This window comes from Nocardia sp. NBC_01327, from assembly GCF_035958815.1.
In the GTDB taxonomy this organism is placed as follows: domain Bacteria; phylum Actinomycetota; class Actinomycetes; order Mycobacteriales; family Mycobacteriaceae; genus Nocardia.
In genome coordinates this window covers 8,448,241-8,469,051 of sequence record NZ_CP108383.1, presented here as the reverse complement: position 1 = coordinate 8,469,051, position 20,811 = coordinate 8,448,241, and the positions used below count along the sequence as shown (strand labels likewise).

17 protein-coding genes and 1 tRNA gene are annotated in these 20,811 nt (G+C 66.7%); 6 read left to right on the top strand and 12 right to left on the bottom strand.

Features of this window, described 5'->3' with window-relative positions; all coding sequences use genetic code 11:
• Positions 1–16: 16 nt before the first annotated feature.
• Positions 17–87 (bottom strand) — tRNA-Gln (locus OG326_RS39085).
• Between the two features lie 301 nt (positions 88–388).
• Between OG326_RS39085 and OG326_RS39080 the strand changes: the two genes are divergently transcribed.
• The gene (locus tag OG326_RS39080; protein WP_327146729.1) at positions 389–1,003 is read left to right on the top strand and encodes a TetR/AcrR family transcriptional regulator; all 615 of its coding nucleotides are present in this window, start codon (positions 389–391) and stop codon (positions 1,001–1,003) included.
• A gap of 218 nt (positions 1,004–1,221) precedes the next feature.
• Positions 1,222–1,866, top strand: a complete 645-nt coding sequence (locus tag OG326_RS39075; RefSeq protein ID WP_327142124.1) for a TetR/AcrR family transcriptional regulator — start codon at positions 1,222–1,224, stop codon at positions 1,864–1,866.
• Positions 1,867–1,924: 58 nt separating this feature from the next.
• Here OG326_RS39075 and OG326_RS39070 read toward each other — a convergent pair whose 3' ends face one another.
• Both OG326_RS39070 and OG326_RS39065 read right to left on the bottom strand, forming a co-directional pair.
• Positions 1,925–2,965: a hypothetical protein gene (locus OG326_RS39070; protein WP_327142123.1), complete on the bottom strand. Its 1,041-nt coding sequence runs from the start codon at positions 2,963–2,965 to the stop codon at positions 1,925–1,927.
• A gap of 100 nt (positions 2,966–3,065) precedes the next feature.
• On the bottom strand, positions 3,066–3,470 hold the full coding sequence (locus tag OG326_RS39065; RefSeq protein ID WP_327142122.1) for a DUF1801 domain-containing protein: 405 nt from the start codon (positions 3,468–3,470) through the stop codon (positions 3,066–3,068).
• A gap of 137 nt (positions 3,471–3,607) precedes the next feature.
• Between OG326_RS39065 and mfd the strand changes: the two genes are divergently transcribed.
• From mfd to OG326_RS39050, 3 genes are all read left to right on the top strand, one after another.
• Positions 3,608–7,222 carry a transcription-repair coupling factor gene (gene mfd, locus OG326_RS39060; RefSeq protein ID WP_327142121.1) on the top strand — a complete coding sequence of 1,205 codons (3,615 nt, stop codon included), beginning with the start codon at positions 3,608–3,610 and terminating at the stop codon, positions 7,220–7,222.
• Positions 7,223–7,569: 347 nt separating this feature from the next.
• Positions 7,570–8,238: a MazG family protein gene (locus OG326_RS39055; protein WP_327146728.1), complete on the top strand. Its 669-nt coding sequence runs from the start codon at positions 7,570–7,572 to the stop codon at positions 8,236–8,238.
• A 108-nt stretch (positions 8,239–8,346) separates the two neighbouring features.
• Complete coding sequence (locus OG326_RS39050) at positions 8,347–9,054, top strand: sensor domain-containing protein (RefSeq protein ID WP_327142120.1); 708 nt, start codon at positions 8,347–8,349, stop codon at positions 9,052–9,054.
• Between the two features lie 11 nt (positions 9,055–9,065).
• Here the strand turns inward: OG326_RS39050 and OG326_RS39045 are convergent, their stop codons facing one another.
• The 3 genes from OG326_RS39045 to OG326_RS39035 all read right to left on the bottom strand — a co-directional run bounded on the left by OG326_RS39045 (position 9,066) and on the right by OG326_RS39035 (position 11,514).
• The gene (locus tag OG326_RS39045) at positions 9,066–10,205 is read right to left on the bottom strand and encodes a Fic family protein (protein ID WP_327142119.1); all 1,140 of its coding nucleotides are present in this window, start codon (positions 10,203–10,205) and stop codon (positions 9,066–9,068) included.
• Positions 10,206–10,298: 93 nt separating this feature from the next.
• On the bottom strand, positions 10,299–10,874 hold the full coding sequence (locus OG326_RS39040; RefSeq protein ID WP_297616081.1) for a TerD family protein: 576 nt from the start codon (positions 10,872–10,874) through the stop codon (positions 10,299–10,301).
• Positions 10,875–11,022: 148 nt separating this feature from the next.
• Positions 11,023–11,514 carry a hypothetical protein gene (locus tag OG326_RS39035; protein WP_327142118.1) on the bottom strand — a complete coding sequence of 164 codons (492 nt, stop codon included), beginning with the start codon at positions 11,512–11,514 and terminating at the stop codon, positions 11,023–11,025.
• A 613-nt stretch (positions 11,515–12,127) separates the two neighbouring features.
• Here OG326_RS39035 and OG326_RS39030 point away from each other — a divergent pair.
• The gene (locus OG326_RS39030) at positions 12,128–13,558 is read left to right on the top strand and encodes a stealth family protein (protein ID WP_327146727.1); all 1,431 of its coding nucleotides are present in this window, start codon (positions 12,128–12,130) and stop codon (positions 13,556–13,558) included.
• Between the two features lie 40 nt (positions 13,559–13,598).
• On the opposite strand, the gene OG326_RS39025 is transcribed toward OG326_RS39030, so the two are convergent.
• The 6 genes from OG326_RS39025 to OG326_RS39000 all read right to left on the bottom strand — a co-directional run bounded on the left by OG326_RS39025 (position 13,599) and on the right by OG326_RS39000 (position 20,795).
• Entirely contained in the window at positions 13,599–14,546 is a 948-nt protein-coding gene (locus OG326_RS39025; protein ID WP_327142117.1) for a phosphodiesterase, read from the bottom strand.
• Positions 14,547–14,677: 131 nt separating this feature from the next.
• A complete protein-coding gene (locus OG326_RS39020; protein WP_327142116.1) occupies positions 14,678–16,033 on the bottom strand; it encodes an MATE family efflux transporter in 1,356 nt (451 codons plus the stop codon).
• A 47-nt stretch (positions 16,034–16,080) separates the two neighbouring features.
• Positions 16,081–17,226, bottom strand: coding sequence for a PLP-dependent cysteine synthase family protein (locus tag OG326_RS39015; RefSeq protein WP_327142115.1), 1,146 nt, complete (start codon positions 17,224–17,226; stop codon positions 16,081–16,083).
• Positions 17,227–17,353: 127 nt separating this feature from the next.
• Positions 17,354–18,739: a Y4yA family PLP-dependent enzyme gene (locus OG326_RS39010; protein ID WP_327142114.1), complete on the bottom strand. Its 1,386-nt coding sequence runs from the start codon at positions 18,737–18,739 to the stop codon at positions 17,354–17,356.
• Positions 18,730–19,719 carry an ornithine cyclodeaminase family protein gene (locus OG326_RS39005; protein ID WP_327142113.1) on the bottom strand — a complete coding sequence of 330 codons (990 nt, stop codon included), beginning with the start codon at positions 19,717–19,719 and terminating at the stop codon, positions 18,730–18,732. Before OG326_RS39005 ends, OG326_RS39010 begins: the two co-directional genes overlap by 10 nt.
• Positions 19,716–20,795, bottom strand: a complete 1,080-nt coding sequence (locus OG326_RS39000) for a TauD/TfdA family dioxygenase (protein ID WP_327142112.1) — start codon at positions 20,793–20,795, stop codon at positions 19,716–19,718. The genes OG326_RS39005 and OG326_RS39000 overlap by 4 nt, the downstream gene beginning before the upstream one ends.
• Positions 20,796–20,811 lie beyond the last annotated feature (16 nt).

The following is a 20,811-nucleotide window of genomic DNA, read 5'->3' as shown; positions in this document are numbered from 1 at the left end:
TGACCCCGTTCGCGAGCTCCGCCGCCAGGACTCGAACCTGAACTAACTGAACCAAAATCAGTGGTGCTGCCATTACACTACGGCGGATTGCAACCCGGCGGACCGTACGGTACGCCGCTCTGCTGGTTATGGCATGCGCGTGTAGATACTCGCACATGGGGTGGCCATTCCGCGATTTTTGCAAGTGAATGCCGGAACTTGATGTTGCACCTCTCCATTTCACATTGGCGGATGCCGTGAACCGGACGTGATCGAACCTCGTGTGTCGGCGGGGCGCTCGAGCACAGTGGGTCTCCGGTCTGAAAGAGTTACAGGACGGTTGTACGGCATACAGGGGAAGGCGGGAGCGATGACTTCGGGTGATGGCAGCCGGGTGTCGCGTCCGCGTATGACGGGAACCCAACGGCGGCAGCAGCTCATCGAGATCGGTCGCACCCTTTTCGCGGAGCGCGGATACGACGCCACCTCGGTGGAGGAGATCGCGCAGCGGGCGCAGGTCTCGAAACCCGTGGTGTACGAACACTTCGGCGGCAAGGAGGGTTTGTACGCCGTTGTGGTCGATCGGGAGATGTCCGCACTGCTGGAGATGATCACCGCATCGCTCGCGCAGAACCGTTCGCGGGTGCGTCTCGAGCAGGTGGCGCTGGCGTTGCTCACCTATATGGAGGAGCGCACGGACGGGTTCCGCATCCTGATGCGCGACCAACCGGTGTCCGCGGCGGTGGGTACCTACTCCAGTCTGCTGAACGAGGCGGTGAATCAGGTGGCGCACATCCTCGCCGGGGATTTCGAGCGCCGCGGGTTCGATACGAGTTTGGCGACGCTGTACGCACAAGCGCTGGTGGGCATGGTTGCGACGGCGGCCACCTGGTGGCTGGACGAGCGTCAGCCGTCCAAGGAAGTGGTCGCCGCGCACCTGGTGAACCTGTGCTGGAACGGGCTCACGCATCTGGAGGCGGAACCCAAGCTGGCGTCGGAATGGCCCAGCGGCAAAGGAGTCTGAGACCTTACGGTCTGAAATATTGGTCGTATAGGGGTGGAACTGGACAGTTAACTAGCGAATTGCGAAGGAGGACGGGTTGAATGCTCGAATCGACTGGCATCCGGCAGCCGGGTGGTACGGTTCACCCATCCTTCGAGTGGTGTTCGAACTGTGATGTCGGTCAACTTCGGGATGTCGGTCTACTTCAGGAATGGCTGGTTTGATGACAGGCGGATCTGATGGCTAGGCAAGCGCGTGCGGAGATCACTCGCGATTCCGTGCTCGCGGGCGCTGCCGATGTCTTTCTGCGACTTGGCTATGCGAACGCGAGCCTGAGCGAGATCATCGCGCAGTCGAATGTAACCAAGGGCGCCTTGTACTTTCACTTCGGCTCGAAGGAAGAGCTGGCGCGCGCGGTGGTCGATCAGGGCAACGAGCGACTGATCAGCGCCTGCCAGGGATTCTTCGATCCGCGGGTGCCTGCGCTGGAGGCGTGCATCGGAATCACCTATGTGGTGGCCGATCTGACCATGAACGACGCCATGGTCGGTGCGATGCTGAAGCTCACCCACCAGATCGGCGACTATCGCGGTGCGGGCGGCGACAATATCGCCAAGACGTGGGGCGAGACGCATCGTCTGCTCGCCGAACGTGCCATCGCACAGGGCGATCTGGAGCCGGAACTGGATCCGGAGACCATCGGCCTACTGCTGCAGGAGATGACGACCGGCGTCCATATGGTCGCGGTCAGCACCGAGTCCATCGACCAGATGGCCACCCGCATGGAACGCGCCTGGTACTTCCTGCTTCCGTCCATCGTTCCGGACGAAAAGGTCGCGTACTTCCGCGAATTCGCGGCTCGCCGCCTGCGCCGCTACGTCTGACGGAGTTCTCCGTCATCCCGAAAGCATGCCGGGATGACGGGGCCGCAGTCGATTTCGGCTACTTGATGCCGGCGGTCCACTTCGCCAGCGCCTTGGTGTAGAGCAGGTTCGCCTCGCTGTCGACGTAGTCGTTGACATTGGCGTTGTACTCGAACGTCCATGCCTTGCCGCCGGAGCGGGCGACATACTCGAGCCCCTTGGCCTGCCCGCCGCCCGGCGTGATCGCGACGACCTTGTAGCCGAGGATCTCGTCACCGACCACGGGCAGTCCGGAGATCGGGGTGTAGGTGATGCGGGTGCCGTCGTAGATGACGGTCGGGCACCTGTCGTAGGTGGACATCTCCGCCGCGAAGTCCGTGGTCGCCTTCGTGAGCGAATCCGCCTCCGCCACGGTCTTCACCGAGGGGCCGCCGTGCGGGCCGGTGCGGGCGAAGACGGTCTTCACCTTCGCCAGCGCCTTCTCCGCCGAGGGGGTCACGTATTGCCGCAGCGCCGCAGTGCATTCCGGCGTTTCACCGGAGACCTTGTCGGCGTCGGTGATGCCGTCGTCGTCGGTCTCCTTATCGGTGGCCTCCTGCCAGGAGAACGGCACATCGGAGTCGGCCAGCACGAGCGGCATGAGGTCGGCCGCGGTCGGCCCCGCCGGGAGTGCGACGGTGGTCGTGGGCGCGACCGTGGTCACGGGCGGTGCCAGGGGGACGGCCGCCGGTGTGGTGGACGGGCTCGCCCGGCTCTTCTCGCCGTCGGCGCTACCGGCCACGATCGCGACGACCGCACCCAGTGCGAGCACCACGACAAGTACGGCCAGCCCCACCAACTTCCACCGGTCCCTGCCGGTCGGCGGCGGGGGAAACTGCCGCCCCCGCTGCCCGAACTGCCGCAGAAACTGCTGCTGCGAGACGGACGGCTGCGCCGCGGGTTGCTGCTGCGGATACGGGAGTCCACGGCCGGGCCCGTAACCCGCTGGCGCGTAACCCAGTTGGCCCTCCGGCTGCTGTCCCGCATAAGGCTGCTGCCCGGCGTAGCTCGGCTGCCCGTAGGACTGCCCGGAAGCGGGCTGATACCCGTTGGGCGAAAAGGTCGGCGGCTGTGTGCTCAAAACATCCCCTAGACCCGGGGCCGGTTCGGAGCACACGGATCGGCTCCCCGGAACCCGTACCCGTGGGGAACATTGTTACCACGGCACACTCGTGCCGTCGCTACGGTTGCGAGCCCTCGCGCTGCAGTTTTCGCCAGCCGCCCGCGCGATTGTCGGCGACGATCTGCCGGAACATGGCGAGAAGCGCTGGCGCGTTGAGAGTTTCGCCCTCGTGCACCGCGATCATCCGGGCGGTCTTGTTGTCGTGGCCGCCGGTGATGATGCCCTCGGGATCGGGAACCCTCGCCCCGTCGTAGAGGAAGATGTCGACGGCCTGCTTGGTGCCGAGCAGTGCGCAGATGTTCCCGTCGAGCACGAAGTACGGCCGCACCCGCCGTTTGACGGTTTCGGTGACCTCCGGATCCGCCTCGTGCACGAGCTCGCGCACCTGGCGGCAGACGGCCTGCTGCCAGGGCGGCAGGGTCTCGATGTACGCATCCACTCGCGGATCAGCCACAAAGGACATGAGGACATCGAAGCACGAGGAAGGGTGATCGTGGCGGGATCACGGCGGAATGGCTGTCCATGCGCTGGGCTGTCGGCACGGGCCATTAGACTCGATGAGCTGTCCGAACCGCTGATCTGCGCCCAGGAGTCCGCCTCATGTCGAGCCAACGTCCACCTCTAGCGGGACTGGCCGCGGTGGCCGGTGCCGATACAGCTCTACAGCAGGTCGAGAAGCTGATCGGGCGGGATTCGGCCATGCTGGTGGCGCCCTCGGCGGTGCGCCCGTTCGTGGCCGCGACCATTGCCGGGCAGCGCCCGCTGGTGGTGGTGACGGCCACCGGTCGCGAGGCCGACGATCTGGCCGCCGAACTCACCGAGATGCTGGGCCCGGGTGTCGCGCTGTTCCCGTCCTGGGAGACGCTGCCGCACGAGCGGCTCTCGCCCGGCGCGGATACGGTCGGCAAGCGCATGCAGGTGCTGCGGCGGCTGGCGCATCCGGAGGACCCGATCTACGGGGAGCCGCTGCGGGTGGTGGTGACCACGGTGCGCTCGCTCATGCAGCCGATGGCGCGCGGTCTCGGCGATATCGAGCCGATCGTGCTGCGCGCCGGCGCCGAGTTCGAGTTCGAGGAACTGCTCGAGCGGCTGGTGGAATTCGCCTACGAACGGGTCGATATGGTCGGCAAGCGCGGCGAATTCGCGGTGCGCGGCGGCATTCTCGACCTCTTCCCGCCCACCGCGGATCATCCGGTGCGCGTGGAGTTCTGGGGCGATGAGGTGAGCGAGCTGCGCGCCTTCTCGGTCGCCGATCAGCGCTCGATCAACGAGGTGCCGATCGAACTGGCGGTGGCCCAGCCCTGCCGCGAACTGCTGCTCACCCCGGCGCTGCGCGCGCGGGCGGTAGAGGTGGCCGAGGAGAATCCGGCCGACGCGTCACTGCTGGAAATGCTGGCGAAGCTCGCCGAAGGCATTCCGGTGGACGGTATGGAGGCCCTGCTGCCGGTCTTGCAACCGGGTTCGCTGCAGCTGCTCACCGAGCTGCTGCCCGCGGGATCGCATGTGCTGCTGTGTGATCCGGAGAAGGTCCGCACCCGTGCCGCCGATCTGGTGCGCACCGGTGAGGAGTTCCTGGAGGCGTCCTGGACGGCGGCCTCCTTCGGCGGGGCCGCGCCGCTGGGCGCGCACGGGCTCGATCTCGCGGCGTCGGGCTATCGAGGTCTGGATGTGGTGCACGCCGATGCCCGCAAGCGCGGCCTGCCCTGGTGGACGCTGAGCCCGCTGGTGGCCGACCATCCGGACGAGATCGTGCTGCCGGTGCTGTCCGCGCCGTCGGCCCGCGGTTCCGAGGAGCTGGTCGCCACCATCTTCGCGTCGCTGCGCGCGCATGTCACCACCGGTGGCCGCGCGGTCATCGTGGTCGCGGGACACGGTACGGCGCAACGCATTCTGGAACGTCTCGCCGATGCCGAGGTGCCCGCCGCCACCCTGGAACCGGGCGCCGAACCGGTGCGCGGGCTGGTCGGCGTGCTCTGCGGGTCACTGCACGACGGCATTGTCTTCGACGACGCGAAACTGGTGGTGATCGCCGAATCCGATCTCACCGGTAACCGCGTCACCGCCGGCGACGGCAAGAAGATGGCGGCCCGGCGCCGCAACCAGGTCGATCCGCTGGCGCTGCGCGCCGGTGACATGGTCGTGCACGATCAGCACGGCATCGGCCGGTTCGTGGAGATGATCGAGCGCACCATCGGCGGCGCCCGGCGCGAGTACCTGGTCATCGAATACGCGCCCAGTAAGCGCGGGCAGCCCGGCGACCGCCTCTTCGTGCCCATGGATTCGCTCGATCAGCTCTCCCGGTATGTGGGCGGCGAGCTGCCGAGCCTGTCCAAGCTCGGCGGTTCCGACTGGCAGAACACCAAACGCAAGGCGCGCAAGGCAGTTCGCGAGATCGCCACCGAGCTGGTGCAGCTCTATGCCGCCCGGCAGGCCGCGCCCGGTCACGCCTTCGGCCCGGACACACCGTGGCAGGTGGAGATGGAGGACGCCTTCGCCTTCACCGAGACCATCGATCAGCTCACCGCCATTGCCGAGGTGAAGTCCGATATGGAGAAGGCGGTCCCGATGGACCGCGTCATCTGCGGTGATGTCGGCTACGGCAAGACCGAGATCGCGGTGCGCGCCGCGTTCAAGGCGGTGCAGGACGGTAAGCAGGTCGCGGTGCTGGTGCCGACAACGCTACTGGCACAACAGCATCTGCAGACCTTCACCGAGCGGCTCGCCGGCTTCCCGGTCACCGTGAAGGGTCTGTCCCGCTTCACCGATCCGGGCGAATCGCGGGAAACCATGGAGGGCATGACCACCGGCGAGGTGGATATCGTCATCGGCACGCACCGCCTGCTGCAGACCGGCATTCGCTGGAAAGACCTGGGCCTCACCATTATCGACGAGGAGCAGCGGTTCGGCGTCGAGCACAAGGAGCACATCAAGGCGCTGCGCACGCACGTGGACATGCTCACCATGTCCGCCACCCCGATTCCGCGCACCCTGGAGATGAGCCTGGCCGGCATTCGTGAGATGTCGACCATTCTCACCCCGCCGGAGGAGCGGCATCCGGTGCTCACCTATGTCGGTTCGTACAACGACAAGCAGGTCGCCGCCGCCATCCGCCGGGAGCTGCTGCGCGACGGCCAGGTGTTCTACGTGCACAACCGGGTGTCCTCGATCGAGAAGTCCGCCAAGCGGATTCGCGATCTGGTGCCGGAGGCGCGGGTCGCCATCGCACACGGCCAGATGAACGAGGATGTGCTCGAGAAGACCGTGCAGGGCTTCTGGGAGCGCGAATACGATGTGCTGGTTTCCACCACCATTATCGAAACCGGCCTCGATATCTCCAATGCCAATACGCTGATCGTGGAACGTGCTGACGCCCTGGGTCTTTCGCAGCTGCACCAGCTGCGTGGCCGGGTCGGCCGCAGTCGCGAGCGCGGGTACGCCTACTTCCTGTACCCGCCGGAGAAGCCGCTCACCGAGACGGCCTACGACCGCCTGGCCACCATTTCGCAGAACTCGGATCTGGGTGCGGGTATGGCGGTGGCCATGAAGGACCTGGAGATTCGCGGTGCGGGCAATGTGCTCGGCGCGGAGCAGTCCGGGCATGTCGCGGGCGTCGGGTTCGATCTGTACGTGCGTCTGGTCGGCGAGGCGGTGGAGGCGTACCGCGCCGCCGCGGACGGCCGGCCCATCACCGTGGACGAGGAGGTGCGCGAGGTCCGCATCGATCTCCCGGTGGACGCGCACATTCCGCCGGACTACATCGCCTCCGATCGACTCCGGCTGGAGGGTTACCGCAAACTGGCTGCCGCCCAGGATGATTCGGGTCTGGCCGCGGTGGTCGAGGAGCTGGTCGACCGGTACGGCCCGCTGCCGGTGGAGGTGCTGCGCCTGGTATCGGTCGCCAAGCTGCGCCTGCTGGCGCGCGAGTACAAGATCGCCGAAATCGCGGTCACCGGAACCACACTCAAGGTGGCGCCGCTGCAACTGCCCGATTCGAAGCAGTTGCGCCTCAAGCGTCTGTACCCGAACGCCACCTACCGCCCCGCCACCGGCATCGTGCAGCTGCCGCTACCGCGCGTCGAAGACAGCGTCGGCGCGGCCCGCGTGCGCGATATCGAAGTGCTGCAGTTCGTCGCCGATCTACTCCTGGCCCTCGACGGAAAAGCCCCCGGCGCAGTGGATGTGCGGCCCGCACCACAGGCGGCCGCCGCCCGATGAGCGGGCCCCACATCAGCGCGCACGGCCCGGCCTCGGGCGGGACCGGGGTCCATGGCGTGGCAGATCCGGGGCGCGGCGTAGCTCCGGCCGCGGGCGAGCGGAATGCCATCGCCGACACCGGGCGCTCGGCCGAAGTGGTGGGTAATACAGCAAGCTCGACCGAGGCGGCGGGTACCACTGCGCGCTCGGCCGAGGTGGCGGGCGGTACCGGGCGTGATGTGGCGGCCGATACCGCGCGCATGACCGAGGCGGCCGGCAGTGCCGGGCGCGATGTGGTGGTCGATACCGCGCACACGACCGAGGCGGCGGGCGGTACCGGGCGCGATGTGGCGGCCGATACCGCGCGCATGACCGAGGCGCTGGGTGAGGCCGTCGATGTCATGGATCGGCTGTGGAATTTCGGCGGCTGGGAGGTCACCCAGACGCATGATTCGCTGCGCCCGTATCTGCTCGAGGAGACCTACGAGCTGCTCGACGCCATCCAGGCCGGTGATGCCGAAACCATTCGGGAGGAGCTCGGCGATCTCCTGCTGCAGGTGCTCTTCCACTCCCGAATCGCCGAGGCCGCAGGCGAATTCACCGTCGCCGAGGTGGCCGCCGCCCTGGTCGCCAAGCTGACCCACCGCAGCCCGCACCTGATCGACAACGGCATCGACCCCGCCGCCGCGCTCGCCGACAAGATCGCCGCCCAGGAAGCCGCCTGGGAGGAGCGCAAGACCGCCGAGAAGTCCCGCCCCTCCTGCCTGGACGGCATTGCCATGGCACAGCCCGCCCTGGCCCTGGCCGAGAAGGTGCGCTCGCGCAGCGCCAAGGCCGGACTGCCCGATGAACTGATCCCGCAGGACCTGCGGGTGATCCACCTCGGCGGCGCCGACAGTGCCGAGGAGCGCCTGCGCAAAGCCACCCTCGCCTTCGCCGCCGCCATCCGGACCGCCGAGGACACCGCCGAATCCGAGCGTGGTGAACGTCGCGCGCTCGCGCCGGGGGAGTGGCTGCGGTACTGGCCCGGCGACTGACCGAGGGGTCCCGGCACGGTGGTCGTGACCCGATCGCAGCACCGACGCCGGGCGGTACCCCGCCTCTGCCCGTTATGCTTCTGCTGTTTCGGGTTCAGAGGAGGGCCAATGCGGGGGCGAACTGTCGCCATATGCTTGACCGTGCTTTTCGCGGTCGCGGGCTGTGGCCGAGTGGTCAGCGGTGTGCCCGCGCCGGATCCGGTGGTGGCCAAGATGCCGCGGCTGACACCCGACAAGATCTCCGATGTACTGCTGACCACCGATGAGGTCGGCAAGATCGTCGCCTCCACCACCCTCACCCAGAAGTTCGAGAACACGGTGCCGACCGCCCCGAACTTCACCTATGCGCCGACCCAGTGCGCACCCATGATGTACACCGCCGATTCGGACACCTACGGCGACAAGTGGAACGGCTTCCGCCTGCGTTCGCTGCAGGAGGCGGGCGACAACTATCAGCACGCCATCTACGAGACGGTGGCCACCTTCAAGAACTTCCTCGTCGCCGAATCCCTCGTGCACCAGTACCAGGGCGTGCTCGCCCAGTGCAAAGACCAGGACGTCACCAACACCCCCAAAGACGCCACCAAGGACAAAGCCAGCGTCCTGCACGTCAACGCCGTAACCCACAACAGCGACCCCACCGCCGTCTCCGCCGACTGGACCGTCTCCTCCAGCGGCAGCACCTGGGTCTGCTCCGACACCATGCGCACCCAGGGCAACGCCATCATCGAAGTCTCCAGCTGCGCCTACGCCGACGCCCGCACCTCAGCCGTAATCACCGACCGCATAGCCGCCAAAATCCGCCAACTGAACTGATTCGGCCGGACTCAGGGTTCCAAGAGTTCCGCGCGCAGGCGCGGGTACGGGTCGACGATGGTTCGCGGGACGTCCTCGCGCAGATGCATTTTGAGGTCGAGCAGCTGGTTGCCGGCGACGTAGTGCCGGGCGCGGGTTTCACCGCGCGCGGACAGTAGCCCGATATCGGTGAGCGCCTTGAGGTCTCGGGACGCTGTCCGTTCGTCGATGCCGGCGCGGGTCAGATAGCCGTGCCGCCGGATCCGGAATCCGATGAGGGCGTCGTAGAGGATATCGGTGGCCCGGTCCGGAAGTCGCTGTGCCGCAACCAGATCATCCAGGCGTGACCAGGCCTGCGCCGTGCGGCGCAGGCGTCCCTCGACGGTTTGGGCCTGGATGTCGTGAGCCCGCAGGTTGAACTTCATCCACAGCCGCGCATCCCGGCGCGGGCTCCAGGTGCCCGCGCCGGTGCGGGCCAGCACCCGGTAATAGTCGTCGGTGTTCACTCCGAGCCACTCTTCGATGCTGCAGAAGGTCGGCTCCGCAAGACCTCCGCGCGATACCGTGAGCGTCTGCAGGGCGCGAGCCATTCGACCGTTGCCGTCGCGGAACGGATGAATCATGACCAGATTCAGATGTGCCATCGCCCCGGCGACAATGGGATCGGCATCCGAGGCCAGCGCTGCCACGAGTTCCGCCATCAATGCCGGAATCATGGCCGACCCCGGACCCTCGTACACGGTGTCGCCGCTGTGGTCGTCGCGCACATAGATCGGACCGGTGCGGTACTGACCGGGGTTCTTGGTCAACTCGTGCCCGAGCATCATGAAATGCAGTGCCTTGAGCGTTGATTCGTCGATCGTTGCGGCGTCCTGGGCCATCGTCAGGACGTAGCCGAGGGCCTGCCGATAGCCTCGAATCTCGGCAAAGGTCCGTTCATCGGCGGTGAGCGCCTCTTCGTAGTCCACGGCCGCGGCGGCATCGTCGGTCTCGACCACATAGCCCTCGATGCTGTTCGACCCTCGAATGGCTCTGGCCATGAGATTGCGTCGCAACAGACCCGGCCAGCGCTTGGGGACGCGCATTTCGGACGCGATGGCATCGCGGCGGCGGTAGATGCCGGCCAGCACCGCGGTGTCGGTGTCGTCGAGCTCGGGCGTGGAGTAGAGCACGCGCGTCCTCCTGTCCTGATGTCTTCAATCTTAGGACACATTTCTACGGAGTGTCTCTAAACTGAGGACATCAGGACATGAGGTGATTGCGTCCTACACGTTGACGCCGTAGTCGCGGGCGATGCCGGCGAGGCCGGAGGCGTAGCCCTGGCCGATGGCGCGGAATTTCCATTCGGCGCCGTTGCGGTAGAGCTCGCCGAAGACCATGGCGGTTTCGGTGGAGGCGTCCTCGGTGAGGTCGAAGCGGGCCAGCTCGGCGCTGGTGACCGCGTCCACCACGCGAATGTAGGCATTGCGCACCTGTCCGAAGGACTGGCGGCGGATGTCTGCCTCGTGAATCGATACCGGGAAGAAGATATTGGTGATCGTCGGGGGCATGGCTGCCAGGTCGACATTGATCACCTCGTCATCACCGTCGCCGGCGCCGGTGAGGTTGTCACCGGTGTGCTCGATGGTGCCTTCCGGCGAACGCAGGTTGTTGTAGAACACGAAGTGCGCATCCGACAGCACCCGCTGATTCGGCCCCGTGGCCATGGCGCTCGCATCCAGGTCGTAGTCCGCACCCGTGGTGGTCCGGACGTCCCAACCGAGGCATACGGCGACCTTGGTCAAGTTCGGGGCCTGCTTGGACAGCGATACATTTCCGCCCTTGGCCAGACTGACGCTCACATCTCTCCTTCCCCGCGGTGCATCCACACCGCATCCCTTCCCGATTATGGTCGAAGTCGAGACCGGCTGCGGGCATTCATTTCGGCGCCGGGGAGCACCCACCGAAACCGTGTCTGAAATGTCCGAATGCGTCGTACGGGGACGGTGCTCAGTTGCGTTCGGCCGCCATCGATTTCAGCGTCGCGACCCGCTTCTCCAGATACCGCAGTTCCGTGGGATCGAGCACATTGCGCTGGATCCCCGACAGCACCGCGAACGCCGACTGCCGATGATCATCGATCACCTCGACCTCGATCGCCACCGCCGTGTAGTCGTCGGCGCCGGGCATGGGATCGGCCAGAATCTGCGCGCGACCCCGCGCGCACAGCGCCACATTGCCGCCGCCGAGGATCAGCAGCGCCACATCGGGGCGCTCGCGCAGCCGCGCCAGCGAGCCGCGATCGGATTTGAGGCTGAGCAGAATCCGCCGATCTCCGGCACGCACCGGCCACGAGACCGGGATGGCGTGCGGGGTGGGATCTGTGGTCACCAACACCGCGATGGTGTCCAGCGGCCACTCCGGCAGTACGCTCAGTTCGGGGTGTTCCGTCTCCGGGCCTTCCGTCGAGGGCTCCTGACGTTCCCGCGCTTCGGCTACCATCTGCGTCACCTCACGATCGGGTACCAACACAGCGGGCTGGACTGTGTTGCCCGCAAGTGTATGCCGTTGCCCCCCTGGTGCGCTGGCGTCCGTGACGGGCGTCCGCGGCGCCCGGCTCGTGATGCTCGTCGGTTACAGGTGTGAAAACACCTATGGACCTGCGAGGTAATGGATTGACGAGAAGCGATAACGGTTGCATCATTCGTTACAGTCCCCCGTTCATTCGGGGTCATGCGAGTAACCGGCCAATGTACGCCCGGTGAAGTCCGTCCGCCCCTCGGCGTCGACGAACGCAGCAGCATCGAAAAACGTGACGCACCAGGCGTCAAACATGACGCTCAGGCGTCCCGGCGAGCGAGTGAGGTGAGTGCGTATGGGGTTCCGGCCGTACCCGAGACGACCGTGGAGCATCCCGCGCATTCTGCTGTCCGCCCCGTTCTTCTGAATGCGCCCAACAGTTTTCGCGGCACGCGCCGATACCTGCAGGTCAGGTCGGCAGCGCGCCGCGTAGACGCGTTGGGTCGCCGTGTTGTGAAAGTCAGTGTGAGGTGCGAGCACGAAGAGAGCGGAGACGGTGATGGTGGATTTCGGGTCGGGGCAGCAGCAGTCGGACATGGTGGCAACGGTCGGAGGCGCGACGGTGGCGAACCTCGTGGCGTCCCACGCGGTGATCGACGATCTGCGCTATCTGCGTGGCGAACTGACAGTGGCGGAAGTCCCGTACCTGCTGGTGCGTGACTCCGATCACCGCCTGGTCCTGGCGGTCGACACCCAGTACCGGGCGGCGCTGCGGCGCGTACTCGGCGCCGCCATGGTGTCCGGATTCAAGTTCAATGAGAAGCAACACAATGTCTTCCGGCTCGGCCGGGACCTGGACACCGCCCATCACGTGGATGTCGAACTGTGGGAGTACCACGGCGACACCGTGGAGTGCCCGCGTCCGAATGCCTTGACCCGCAATGTGTTCGACCTTGCCGATGTGGAGTTCTCCACCGTGCTGCTCTACGACACCAGCTGGCCGACGCTCGAGGGCATGTTCACCCCGCACTCCACCGATGTCGGCTTCGACATCGATATCGTCTTCTCCTGGGTGGACGGCACCGATCCCGAATTCCGCGCTCGCCGTGCGGGAATGCTGGCGCAGGTGGTGGTCGGCGAGGGCGACGAGGCCGATGCCCGCATCCGCCAGATCGACGAACTGCGCTACGCACTGCGCTCGGTGCACAAGAACGCGCCGTGGATCAGACGCATCTTCATCGCCACCGATTCCAGAGTGCCGGACTGGCTGGCCGACGATCCGCAGGTGACCGTCGTGCGGGCGATCGACCACTTCGCCGATGCCAGCGGCCTGCCGGTGTTCAATTCGCATGCGGTGGAAAGCCAGCTGCAGCACATCGAGGGTCTCTCGGAGCACTTCCTGTACTCCAATGACGACATGTTCTTCGCGCGCCCGGTGCGCCCGTCCATGTTCTTCACCCCGGCCGGGATCAGCCGCTATATCGAGGCGGGCACCCGAATCGGCCCCGGCGCCAACAATGAACGCCGCAGCGGTTTCGAGAACGCCGCCCGAATGAACCGGCAATTGCTGACCAGGCGCTTCGGTCACATCATCACCCGGCACCTGGAGCACACCCCGGTTCCGCTGCGCCGCAGTGTGCTTCACGAGATAGAGCAGGCCTTCCCGGAGGATTTCGCCCGCACCCGCACCAGCCGCTTCCGCGCGGCCACCGATATCTCGGTGACCAATTCGCTCTACCACTACTACGCGCTGCTCACCGGGCGCGCCGTCGCACAGGAGGCGGCGAAGGTCCGCTACGTGGACACCACCATGTACACCGGCCTCGCACTGCTCGACGGTTTGGCCAAGCGCCGCAATGTGGACTTCTTCTGCCTCAATGACGGCAGTTTCCCGGAGGTCCCGGAGACGGAGCGGGTGCGCGCGGTATCGGAGTTCCTGGACACCTACTTCCCGGAAGCGGCGCCCTGGGAGAAGCCCGAAGCGATCACGGACACCATTGCCGCGTTCGAATCCGGCGCTGCCTGAACCGACCTGAACCGACCGCCCTCGGAGCACCCCGTCTGACTCAGAGCACCCCGTCGGACTCGGTCGCACTGTCGCGCCGCCGCATGACGTGCGGGATGCGGGCGGCCTCCGGAATCACGATCCCGGCCTCGGCGAGTCGCGCGGCCGCCTGCTCCGGGGTCGCCGGTTCGCCGACCGTGGGCCCGGCGCCCAGCGGTACCACCGAGTGCACCACGGTGTCCGGGTAGACGTGCACGTAGTTGAACGCCTGCGCCCCGTCGCGGCCCCGCTGCCCGCCCTGCTGCACTGCCAGATCCTGGCTGTAGCAGGTGGCCGAGGCCACCGACACCGGAATCCCAGCGAAGGTCGCACTGGTCGAGAAGTGCAGGTGCCCAGCCAGAATGGTGCGCACATCGGTGCCGTCCAGCACATCGGCGAGGCGGCGCTGATCGCGCAGCTCCACCGTCACCGCCAGATCCATCACACAGGGGATGGGCGGGTGGTGCATGGCCAGGATGGTGCCGAAGGGCGCCGGCTCGGCCAGCACGTCGCGCAGCCACTGCAGCTGCGCATCGGTGATCTCGCCGTAGTGGTGGCCGGGCACGGTGGTGTCGAGGGCGATGATGCGCAGCCCGTCGAACATGTGCACAGCGTCAAGCGGTGCGGCAGAACCCTTTTCATCCAGCAGTTCTTCGCGCAGTACGGCCCGGCTGTCGTGATTGCCGGCCACCCAGATCAGCGGTGCGCCGATGCGCGCGGCCCAGGGTTCGGCCAGCGCGCGCAGCTTGCGGTAGGCGCCGGCCTCACCCTGATCGGTGAGGTCGCCGGTGAAGACGATGGCGGTGGGGGTGATGCGGCTGGCCTCGGCCTCGTCGAGGAGTTGGCGTAGCCGTGCTTCCGCGTCGACGTCCCCGTAGAGATCGGCGTCGGCGGCGATCAGGTGGGTGTCACTGAAATGGAACAGAACATGGTCTGCCCTCGGGTGCTCAGCGACTCTCGCGATGTACACGGACATCCTCCCCGGATGGTGTGTGCCCTCAGCTTGCTGATTCCGTCCGCCAGAATAGCGAAGCCTTTTACTTCAGAGTGCCCACGGTCAATGACGGCATGCTTGCGGGGAGGTGAGGTTTATGTGTCAACTCAGTGTCCGAGGCTACCGGCCAGCACTCGGGGATGCTCCTGCTCACGCGCGTGGAGCAGCGTGAAGTACCGGCGCAGCATCAGAGCAGCTGTGGTGGCCAGACCGGCGGTCAGGCCCCACCACACGCCCGCCGCGCCCAGATGCAAGGGGAAGGCGAGCAGCAATGCCGTGGGCAATCCCACAATCCAATACCCCACCAGCGACAGCCGGAAACCTGCCCGGGTGTCTTTGAGGCCGCGCAGCAGGCCCACGCCGATGTTCTGCGCGGCATCGAAGAACTGCAAAACGATGGCGATGAGCAGCAGCCCGTGCGCCAGCGAGACGGTCGCGGCATCGGTGTCGTCCAGGAACGGCCACAGCACCCAGTCCGGTGCTGCCACATAGACGATTCCGGTGAGCGCCGCGACCACCGCGGCATAGCGCAGCGCCAGCCACGCCACCGAGCGCGCATGCCCGAATTCGTCGCGTGCCACGGCCTTGCTCACCAGAATCGAAGCACCGTGCGACAACCCGATCGCCACCTGGAACACGATGTAGACGATTTGGTAGACGACATTGTGTGCCGCCAGCGCCGCCGCGCCGAGGCTGCCCATCACCAGCGCCAGCACCGAGAACATGCCCGCCTCGGAACCGTAGGTGAGCGCGATGGGCGTACCCAGCCGCAGTTCGTCCCGCACCGTCGCCCACTGCACCGGCCACATGCGCACCGGCAGCGTGGCGCCGAGTTTCGGATCCCGGTGCACCATGGTCCAGAACACCCCGAAGGTGATCAGGAAGACCAGTGAGGTGGCGACGCCGACACCGGTCAGTCCGAGATTCGGCAGGAACGCCCAGCCGTGCATGAAGGCCAGTGCCAGCGCCACATTCAGCGCCACCGATCCGAGCGTCACCATCAGCAGGGCCTGCGGCCGCTGCATGCCGACGGTGTACTGCCGCAGCACCTGAAACCACAGGCAGGGCAACAACCCCGGTGCGAGCGCGACCATCATGGGTCGCGCCTCGGCCAGCACCGAGGCGTCCTGACCGAGCCAGCGCAATGCCCAGCCGAGCCCGATCAGCAGTGCGCCGCCGAGGATTCCGGCAATGGTCGCGATCAGGAAGCTGGACCGCACCACCTCCCGGACCTCGTCCGCGGCCGCGGCCCTGCCCCCGGTGCGCTTGCCCGCATGACTCACCACGGTGGCGACCTGATTGCCGGTGCCGGTGATCAATCCGACGCACATGGTGCGAATCTGGTTGAACAGCACCAGCGCCAGGCCGCCCGCCGCCACCTGCCGCACCCCGAGCGTCCCCATGAGCGCGATATTCGTGGTCGATACCGCGACCTGGGCGAGCTGCGTCAAGGCGATGGGCATGGCCAGCGATGTCAGCTGCCTCCCATCGGATTGCCGAGGGCCGTAAATCATTTGGCCGTGGCCCCGCCCGCGAACGCCTCGGCCTGCTCCGGCATCAGAATCGTGTGCGTCACCTCGGCGGGCGGCGTGGCGGCCCCGGCCCGGTAGCCGCGCGCCGGCGCGTAGCGATCCAGCATCTCGGCGACCTTGACCTCGGTGGCCGGATCGAGCAGATTCCGCTCGCTCATCCAGAAGTCGTCGAAGACGGTGTCGAGATACTTCTCCCCGCCGTCGCCCACAATGCTGACCACCGTGGACCCGGCCGGAAATTCGTCCATCCGATCCAGCGCGGCGTAGATCGAACCGCCCGCCGAACCGCCGATCATGAGCCCGAGCTTGGTCGCCAGCACCCGGGTGGCGGCGAACGCCTCCACATCGGAGACCTTCACCCCCTCCTTCAGCATGCTCAGATCCTCGGCAACGGTCTTGCCCGGATCGGCGCCCTCCGGCGTCCCGGTCCCCGACTGCCAGTACGGCCCGGCCTGTCCGCCGAAGGCGATCGAGCCCACCGGCTCGACCCCGTACAGCAGTGGCTCCAGCCCCAGATCCCGCAGCCGGCGCGCCGTTCCGAACAGCGAACCACCGGTCCCGACAGCGGAAATCAGCGCATCCACCCGTCCGAGATCGGCGAGCAATTCATCGGCGAGCACGTAGTACCCGAGCGGATTGGCATCGTTGTTGTGCTGCTCGGTGAAGTAGGTGTTGGGCTCGCGCCCCGCCCGCAAGGCCGCCGCGCATTCGTCCAGCGCCATTTGCTCGGCGAGATCCTCCCGCGCCGAGGTGGAGAGGCTGTCGTCATCGCCCCCGGAGACGAAAATCAGTTCCGTGCCCATGGCCTTCATTGTGCGAAGTTTGTCGCGGCAGGCGTGATGGTCCACCACCGCGGTGAAGCTGTACCCGCGTTCGGCGGCGATAACCGCCAGCCCCAGACCCGTATTCCCGGAGGTGGATTCGATGATGTGCCCACCGGGGCGCAGCAATCCGCGCGCTTCCGCATCGTCGATCATGGCCTTGGCCATTCGGATTTTCGCGGCACCGGTGGGGTTCATGTTCTCGAGCTTCAGGAACAGCCGGGTGCCGGTGTCCGTGGCCGCCAGCTCGAAGAGTGGGGTGCGGCCGATAAGGTCTGTCACGCGCGTCGTGACAACCGGCATGAAAGTATCTCCTCGCGATCGGTGTTATGCGGATAGGTGCTGTTCAACGCAGTCGATCGAAGCTCAGCGCAACATTAGTCCACCCGATTCCGGGTCGGCTGAGCGATGTCCGAAAAGCACTGCTTATTCAGGTCGGGGAGTCGAGCTCCCATTCGAAATTCCGTTCCCCGGTGTCGTTATGCAAGACGACTTTAGGGGGAATCGGCTGATCGTGAAAGGCCGATTCATTGCTGTCCATCTGATAACCGGCCGTATTGGGGTAAATGAGCAGATCGTCCGTTGCTGCGGGCCGGGGGAGCGGAATGCGCCGCCAGCTGAGCATGTCCTCCTCCAGGCAGGAGGAGCCGCCGACGCAGGTCGGACTCACGCTGCCCGGGAGCTGCGGCCACAGCACCGGATCCGGCAGGTATTCGCTGTCGAACCACTGCTCGGAGAGGCTGAGGCTGGTGCCGTTCACGGTCAGGACGTGGTACGGGTGACCGTGCGCCGTACGGGTTTTCGTGCCCTGCACCTGGAAGACGGTGCTTCCGGCGCGGTCCAGCAGCGCCCGGCCGGGCTCGATCGCGATTCGAATTCCGGCCGCGCGCAGCCGATCTCCGAGATCTTCGTAATCGAGAATGGCCGCCAGCATTTCCGGACCCGGCACCGGGCAGTGATACGGGTAGTACGAATCCGACTGCGGTGCACGATCACTGTGGAACCAGTACGGATTCACCCCGTCCCGGAAGGCATCCCATGCGGCGGCGGGCACATAGTCCACGCCGAAACCGCCGCCGATGGACAGCGTGGTGACGGGGTGGCCCAGGCCGCGGGCCTCCCGGCAGCGGGTGATCAGCATCGAGGCGAGTGCGGCGCGATCGGCGACCTCGTAGCCGCGGAGATGAAAGCTGAAGCCCTCCAGGCGAATCGAGTCGGCATCGATCAGGGTCAGTGCCAGATCGAGTTCGTCGCCGGTCATGCCGAAGCGACTGGCGGACCCGGGCGGCAGCACCCGCAACAGCGCGCGGGCGCCCGCATGGGCACCGCCGCGGGCGCTATCACCACTGCCGAGGGCGCTCAGCCGGGCGAGTTCGTCGAGATCGTCGATGGCGACCAGGGCGCGATGCCGCACGGCCAATACCAGCAATTCCGTCGATTTCGCCGGGCCCGTGACCATGAGATCGCGACCGAGTACGCCACCGGCCAGCGCCGCACGGAATTCCCCCGCACTGGAGACATCCACGCCCGCACCGTTTTCCGCGCAGACTCGCACCACGGCGGGCGACTTATTGGCCTTCTTGCCGTAGTAGATGGCGCCCACCACGCCTTTGCCGGCGAATACCTGTTGAAAGGCCGCGATATTCGCGGCGACCCGGGCCGGATACATGAGGTGGAACGGTCCGCCGACACTTTCCGCTATATCGCGCAGCAGTGTCGGGTGCGCCAGCAAACGCTGTTCCCAATCGTCGCGATAGGCGGGCATGGGCGCCGCCGTGATGGTGGAGAGGCCGGGCTGCAGGCCGGTCAGTCCCACAGCGGCACCTCCGTTCCACGGCCTTCGGCAATGGCGCGGGTGGCCAGGGCGTGCGCGACCGCGATATCGGTGAGCACCAGACCGCTGTTGTAGACGAAAATGCGCTCGTCGTCGGTTCTTCGGCCGACGGCGCGGTGATTGAGGATCTGCGGTAGCTCGGCGTCGACGTGTCGCAGCCGCCCGTCCGGGCCCGCCATATCGGTGCCCGTCAGCGTCATCTGCTCAGCGCTGGTGGCGATGACGCGATCCGCCTCGGTGAGTGTGGACGGCGCCAGGCCGTAACCGACGAGCACCACGGTCGCGCCGGGTGCGAGATCCTTGGCCTCGATGCTGACCTGTGTACCGGGCCCGGCGGTCGCCAGCACGACATCGGCGGTGCGGGCGGCGGCGTGCGGATCGCTGACCAGCTCCAGCTCGGCCTGTGGATGATGTTGCCGCAGTTGCTGATACACCGATTCCAGCCCCTCGGGATGGGTGCCGTACAGCATCAGCCGATTCAGCTGCGGATTGGCGGCCAGCAGATGCGGCAGCGCATTCCGCCCCTGGGTTCCGGTGCCGATGAGCAGCACACTGCGCGCCCCGGGCCGGGCCGTCTCGCGCACCAGCAGCGCCGATACCGCCGGCGTGCGCAGCGCACCGACGCGCGCGCAATCCATCATGGCCAGTGGCATACCGGTGGCATCGTCGTAGAGCGTGATGGTGGTGTAGTACCGCTTGGTGCTGCGGTCGTGGTGCGGATCGAACTTGTACGAGGTCTTCATGGCGACCACCCGGCGGCGACCGTCCCGGCCGAGCATGGCGTAGGCCACGGACCAGCCGTCCGGATGAGCGACGCTGAGCTTGCGCGGATTATCCGAATCTCCCGCCGCGAAGGCGAGATACGCGTCCTCGACGGCGCGCACCACCTCGGCGGGACTGATCGGCACATCCGCGAGATCGCTGCGACTGAGTACACGCAGCGGGGTCGGTCGGGTATTCACCTGCGGTTACCTCGGATCGTCCGGAATGGCGCCACCACCCGCTGGCCGTAGCCGCTCTCGGCGGTCTCGGCCGCAGCGCGGCGACGCTGCGGCAGCCGGATGTTCACGCGCTTGAGCCAGCGGTCGGTGCCGTTGTAGCGGGGGGTGAACGGCACCCGGCCGTGCACCACAACGTCATTGTCCACCAGCAGCAGTTCTCCGGGGGCCAAAGCGGCGGTGATGCAAACCCTTTCGAGTTCCGCCGCCAAATGGTCGTAGGCGGAACGGAATTCGGGATCGGCATCGCCGAGCGGCGTGTACGCGGGATCGAAGCGCAGCGTCAGCCGTCCGTCCTCGTCGCCGAGGGTGGCGATGGGGGGCGCGGGCTCGTCCGGGAAGTCGGCGCCGTAGGAGACGTCCGGCAGGATGGGCAGCTCGCGCCGGCTGAGCCGTTCCCGTTGTGCCGCATCCAGTTCCACCCGCCGCACCGAGGAGACGGTGGTGCCGACATCATCCGGATTGCGCAGGCAGCCGAGCATCAGCAGATTGGCGCGCCGCGGATGGAAGGCGTCCTCGGAGTGCGGGCTCAGCAGCGCGGTACTGCTCGCGCCGGACTGCTCGTGCTCGTGTCCGGGGGAGGGCACGATGTTGTTGACCAGCCGTCCGCCCTGCTGCCCCTGCCAGCCGAAGGGTTCACCCGCGCAGCGCGCCAGCAGCAGCATGGTGATGTCGAGAGCGTAGGAGGAGGACCGGCGCCCGGCGTCTCCGGCCCAGGCCGCGGCCTGCCGCCAGTCCAGGGGCGTGTGCCCGAGTTCGTCGTCGCGCAGTGGTAGCCGGCCGACAACTGTGACGCCCGCATCGGTGGCGGGCGGGCGCATGGCCTGGTGCACGGCCTCGGGGAGTTCCAGGTAGCGGGCGTCGATGTGGTGCAGCAGGTCCGGGTCGGTGAGCGTGGTGGCTATCGCCGGGCTAGGGCCCAGTGTGATGGCGATCTCATCAGCTAGCGCGCGTACCGCCTGTCCGGCGGAGGCCGGGAGTTCGCGTCGTTCGAGTTCCGAAGGGTGAAACGTCTTACGTTCAGAGAGAACGCTTTTCACCAAGGGGATGCCTTCC

Coding starts and splice junctions, on each gene's coding strand:
- OG326_RS39030 (WP_327146727.1), top strand. CDS start 12,128: ATGGTGGCAACGGTCGGAGGCGCGACGGTGGCGAACCTCGTGGCGTCC.
- OG326_RS39080 (WP_327146729.1), top strand. CDS start 389: ATGACGGGAACCCAACGGCGGCAGCAGCTCATCGAGATCGGTCGCACC.
- OG326_RS39035 (WP_327142118.1), bottom strand. CDS start 11,514: ATGGTAGCCGAAGCGCGGGAACGTCAGGAGCCCTCGACGGAAGGCCCG.
- mfd (WP_327142121.1), top strand. CDS start 3,608: ATGTCGAGCCAACGTCCACCTCTAGCGGGACTGGCCGCGGTGGCCGGT.
- OG326_RS39015 (WP_327142115.1), bottom strand. CDS start 17,226: ATGCCGGTTGTCACGACGCGCGTGACAGACCTTATCGGCCGCACCCCA.
- OG326_RS39020 (WP_327142116.1), bottom strand. CDS start 16,033: ATGCCCATCGCCTTGACGCAGCTCGCCCAGGTCGCGGTATCGACCACG.
- OG326_RS39075 (WP_327142124.1), top strand. CDS start 1,222: ATGGCTAGGCAAGCGCGTGCGGAGATCACTCGCGATTCCGTGCTCGCG.
- OG326_RS39050 (WP_327142120.1), top strand. CDS start 8,347: ATGCGGGGGCGAACTGTCGCCATATGCTTGACCGTGCTTTTCGCGGTC.
- OG326_RS39055 (WP_327146728.1), top strand. CDS start 7,570: ATGACCGAGGCGCTGGGTGAGGCCGTCGATGTCATGGATCGGCTGTGG.
- OG326_RS39065 (WP_327142122.1), bottom strand. CDS start 3,470: ATGTCCTTTGTGGCTGATCCGCGAGTGGATGCGTACATCGAGACCCTG.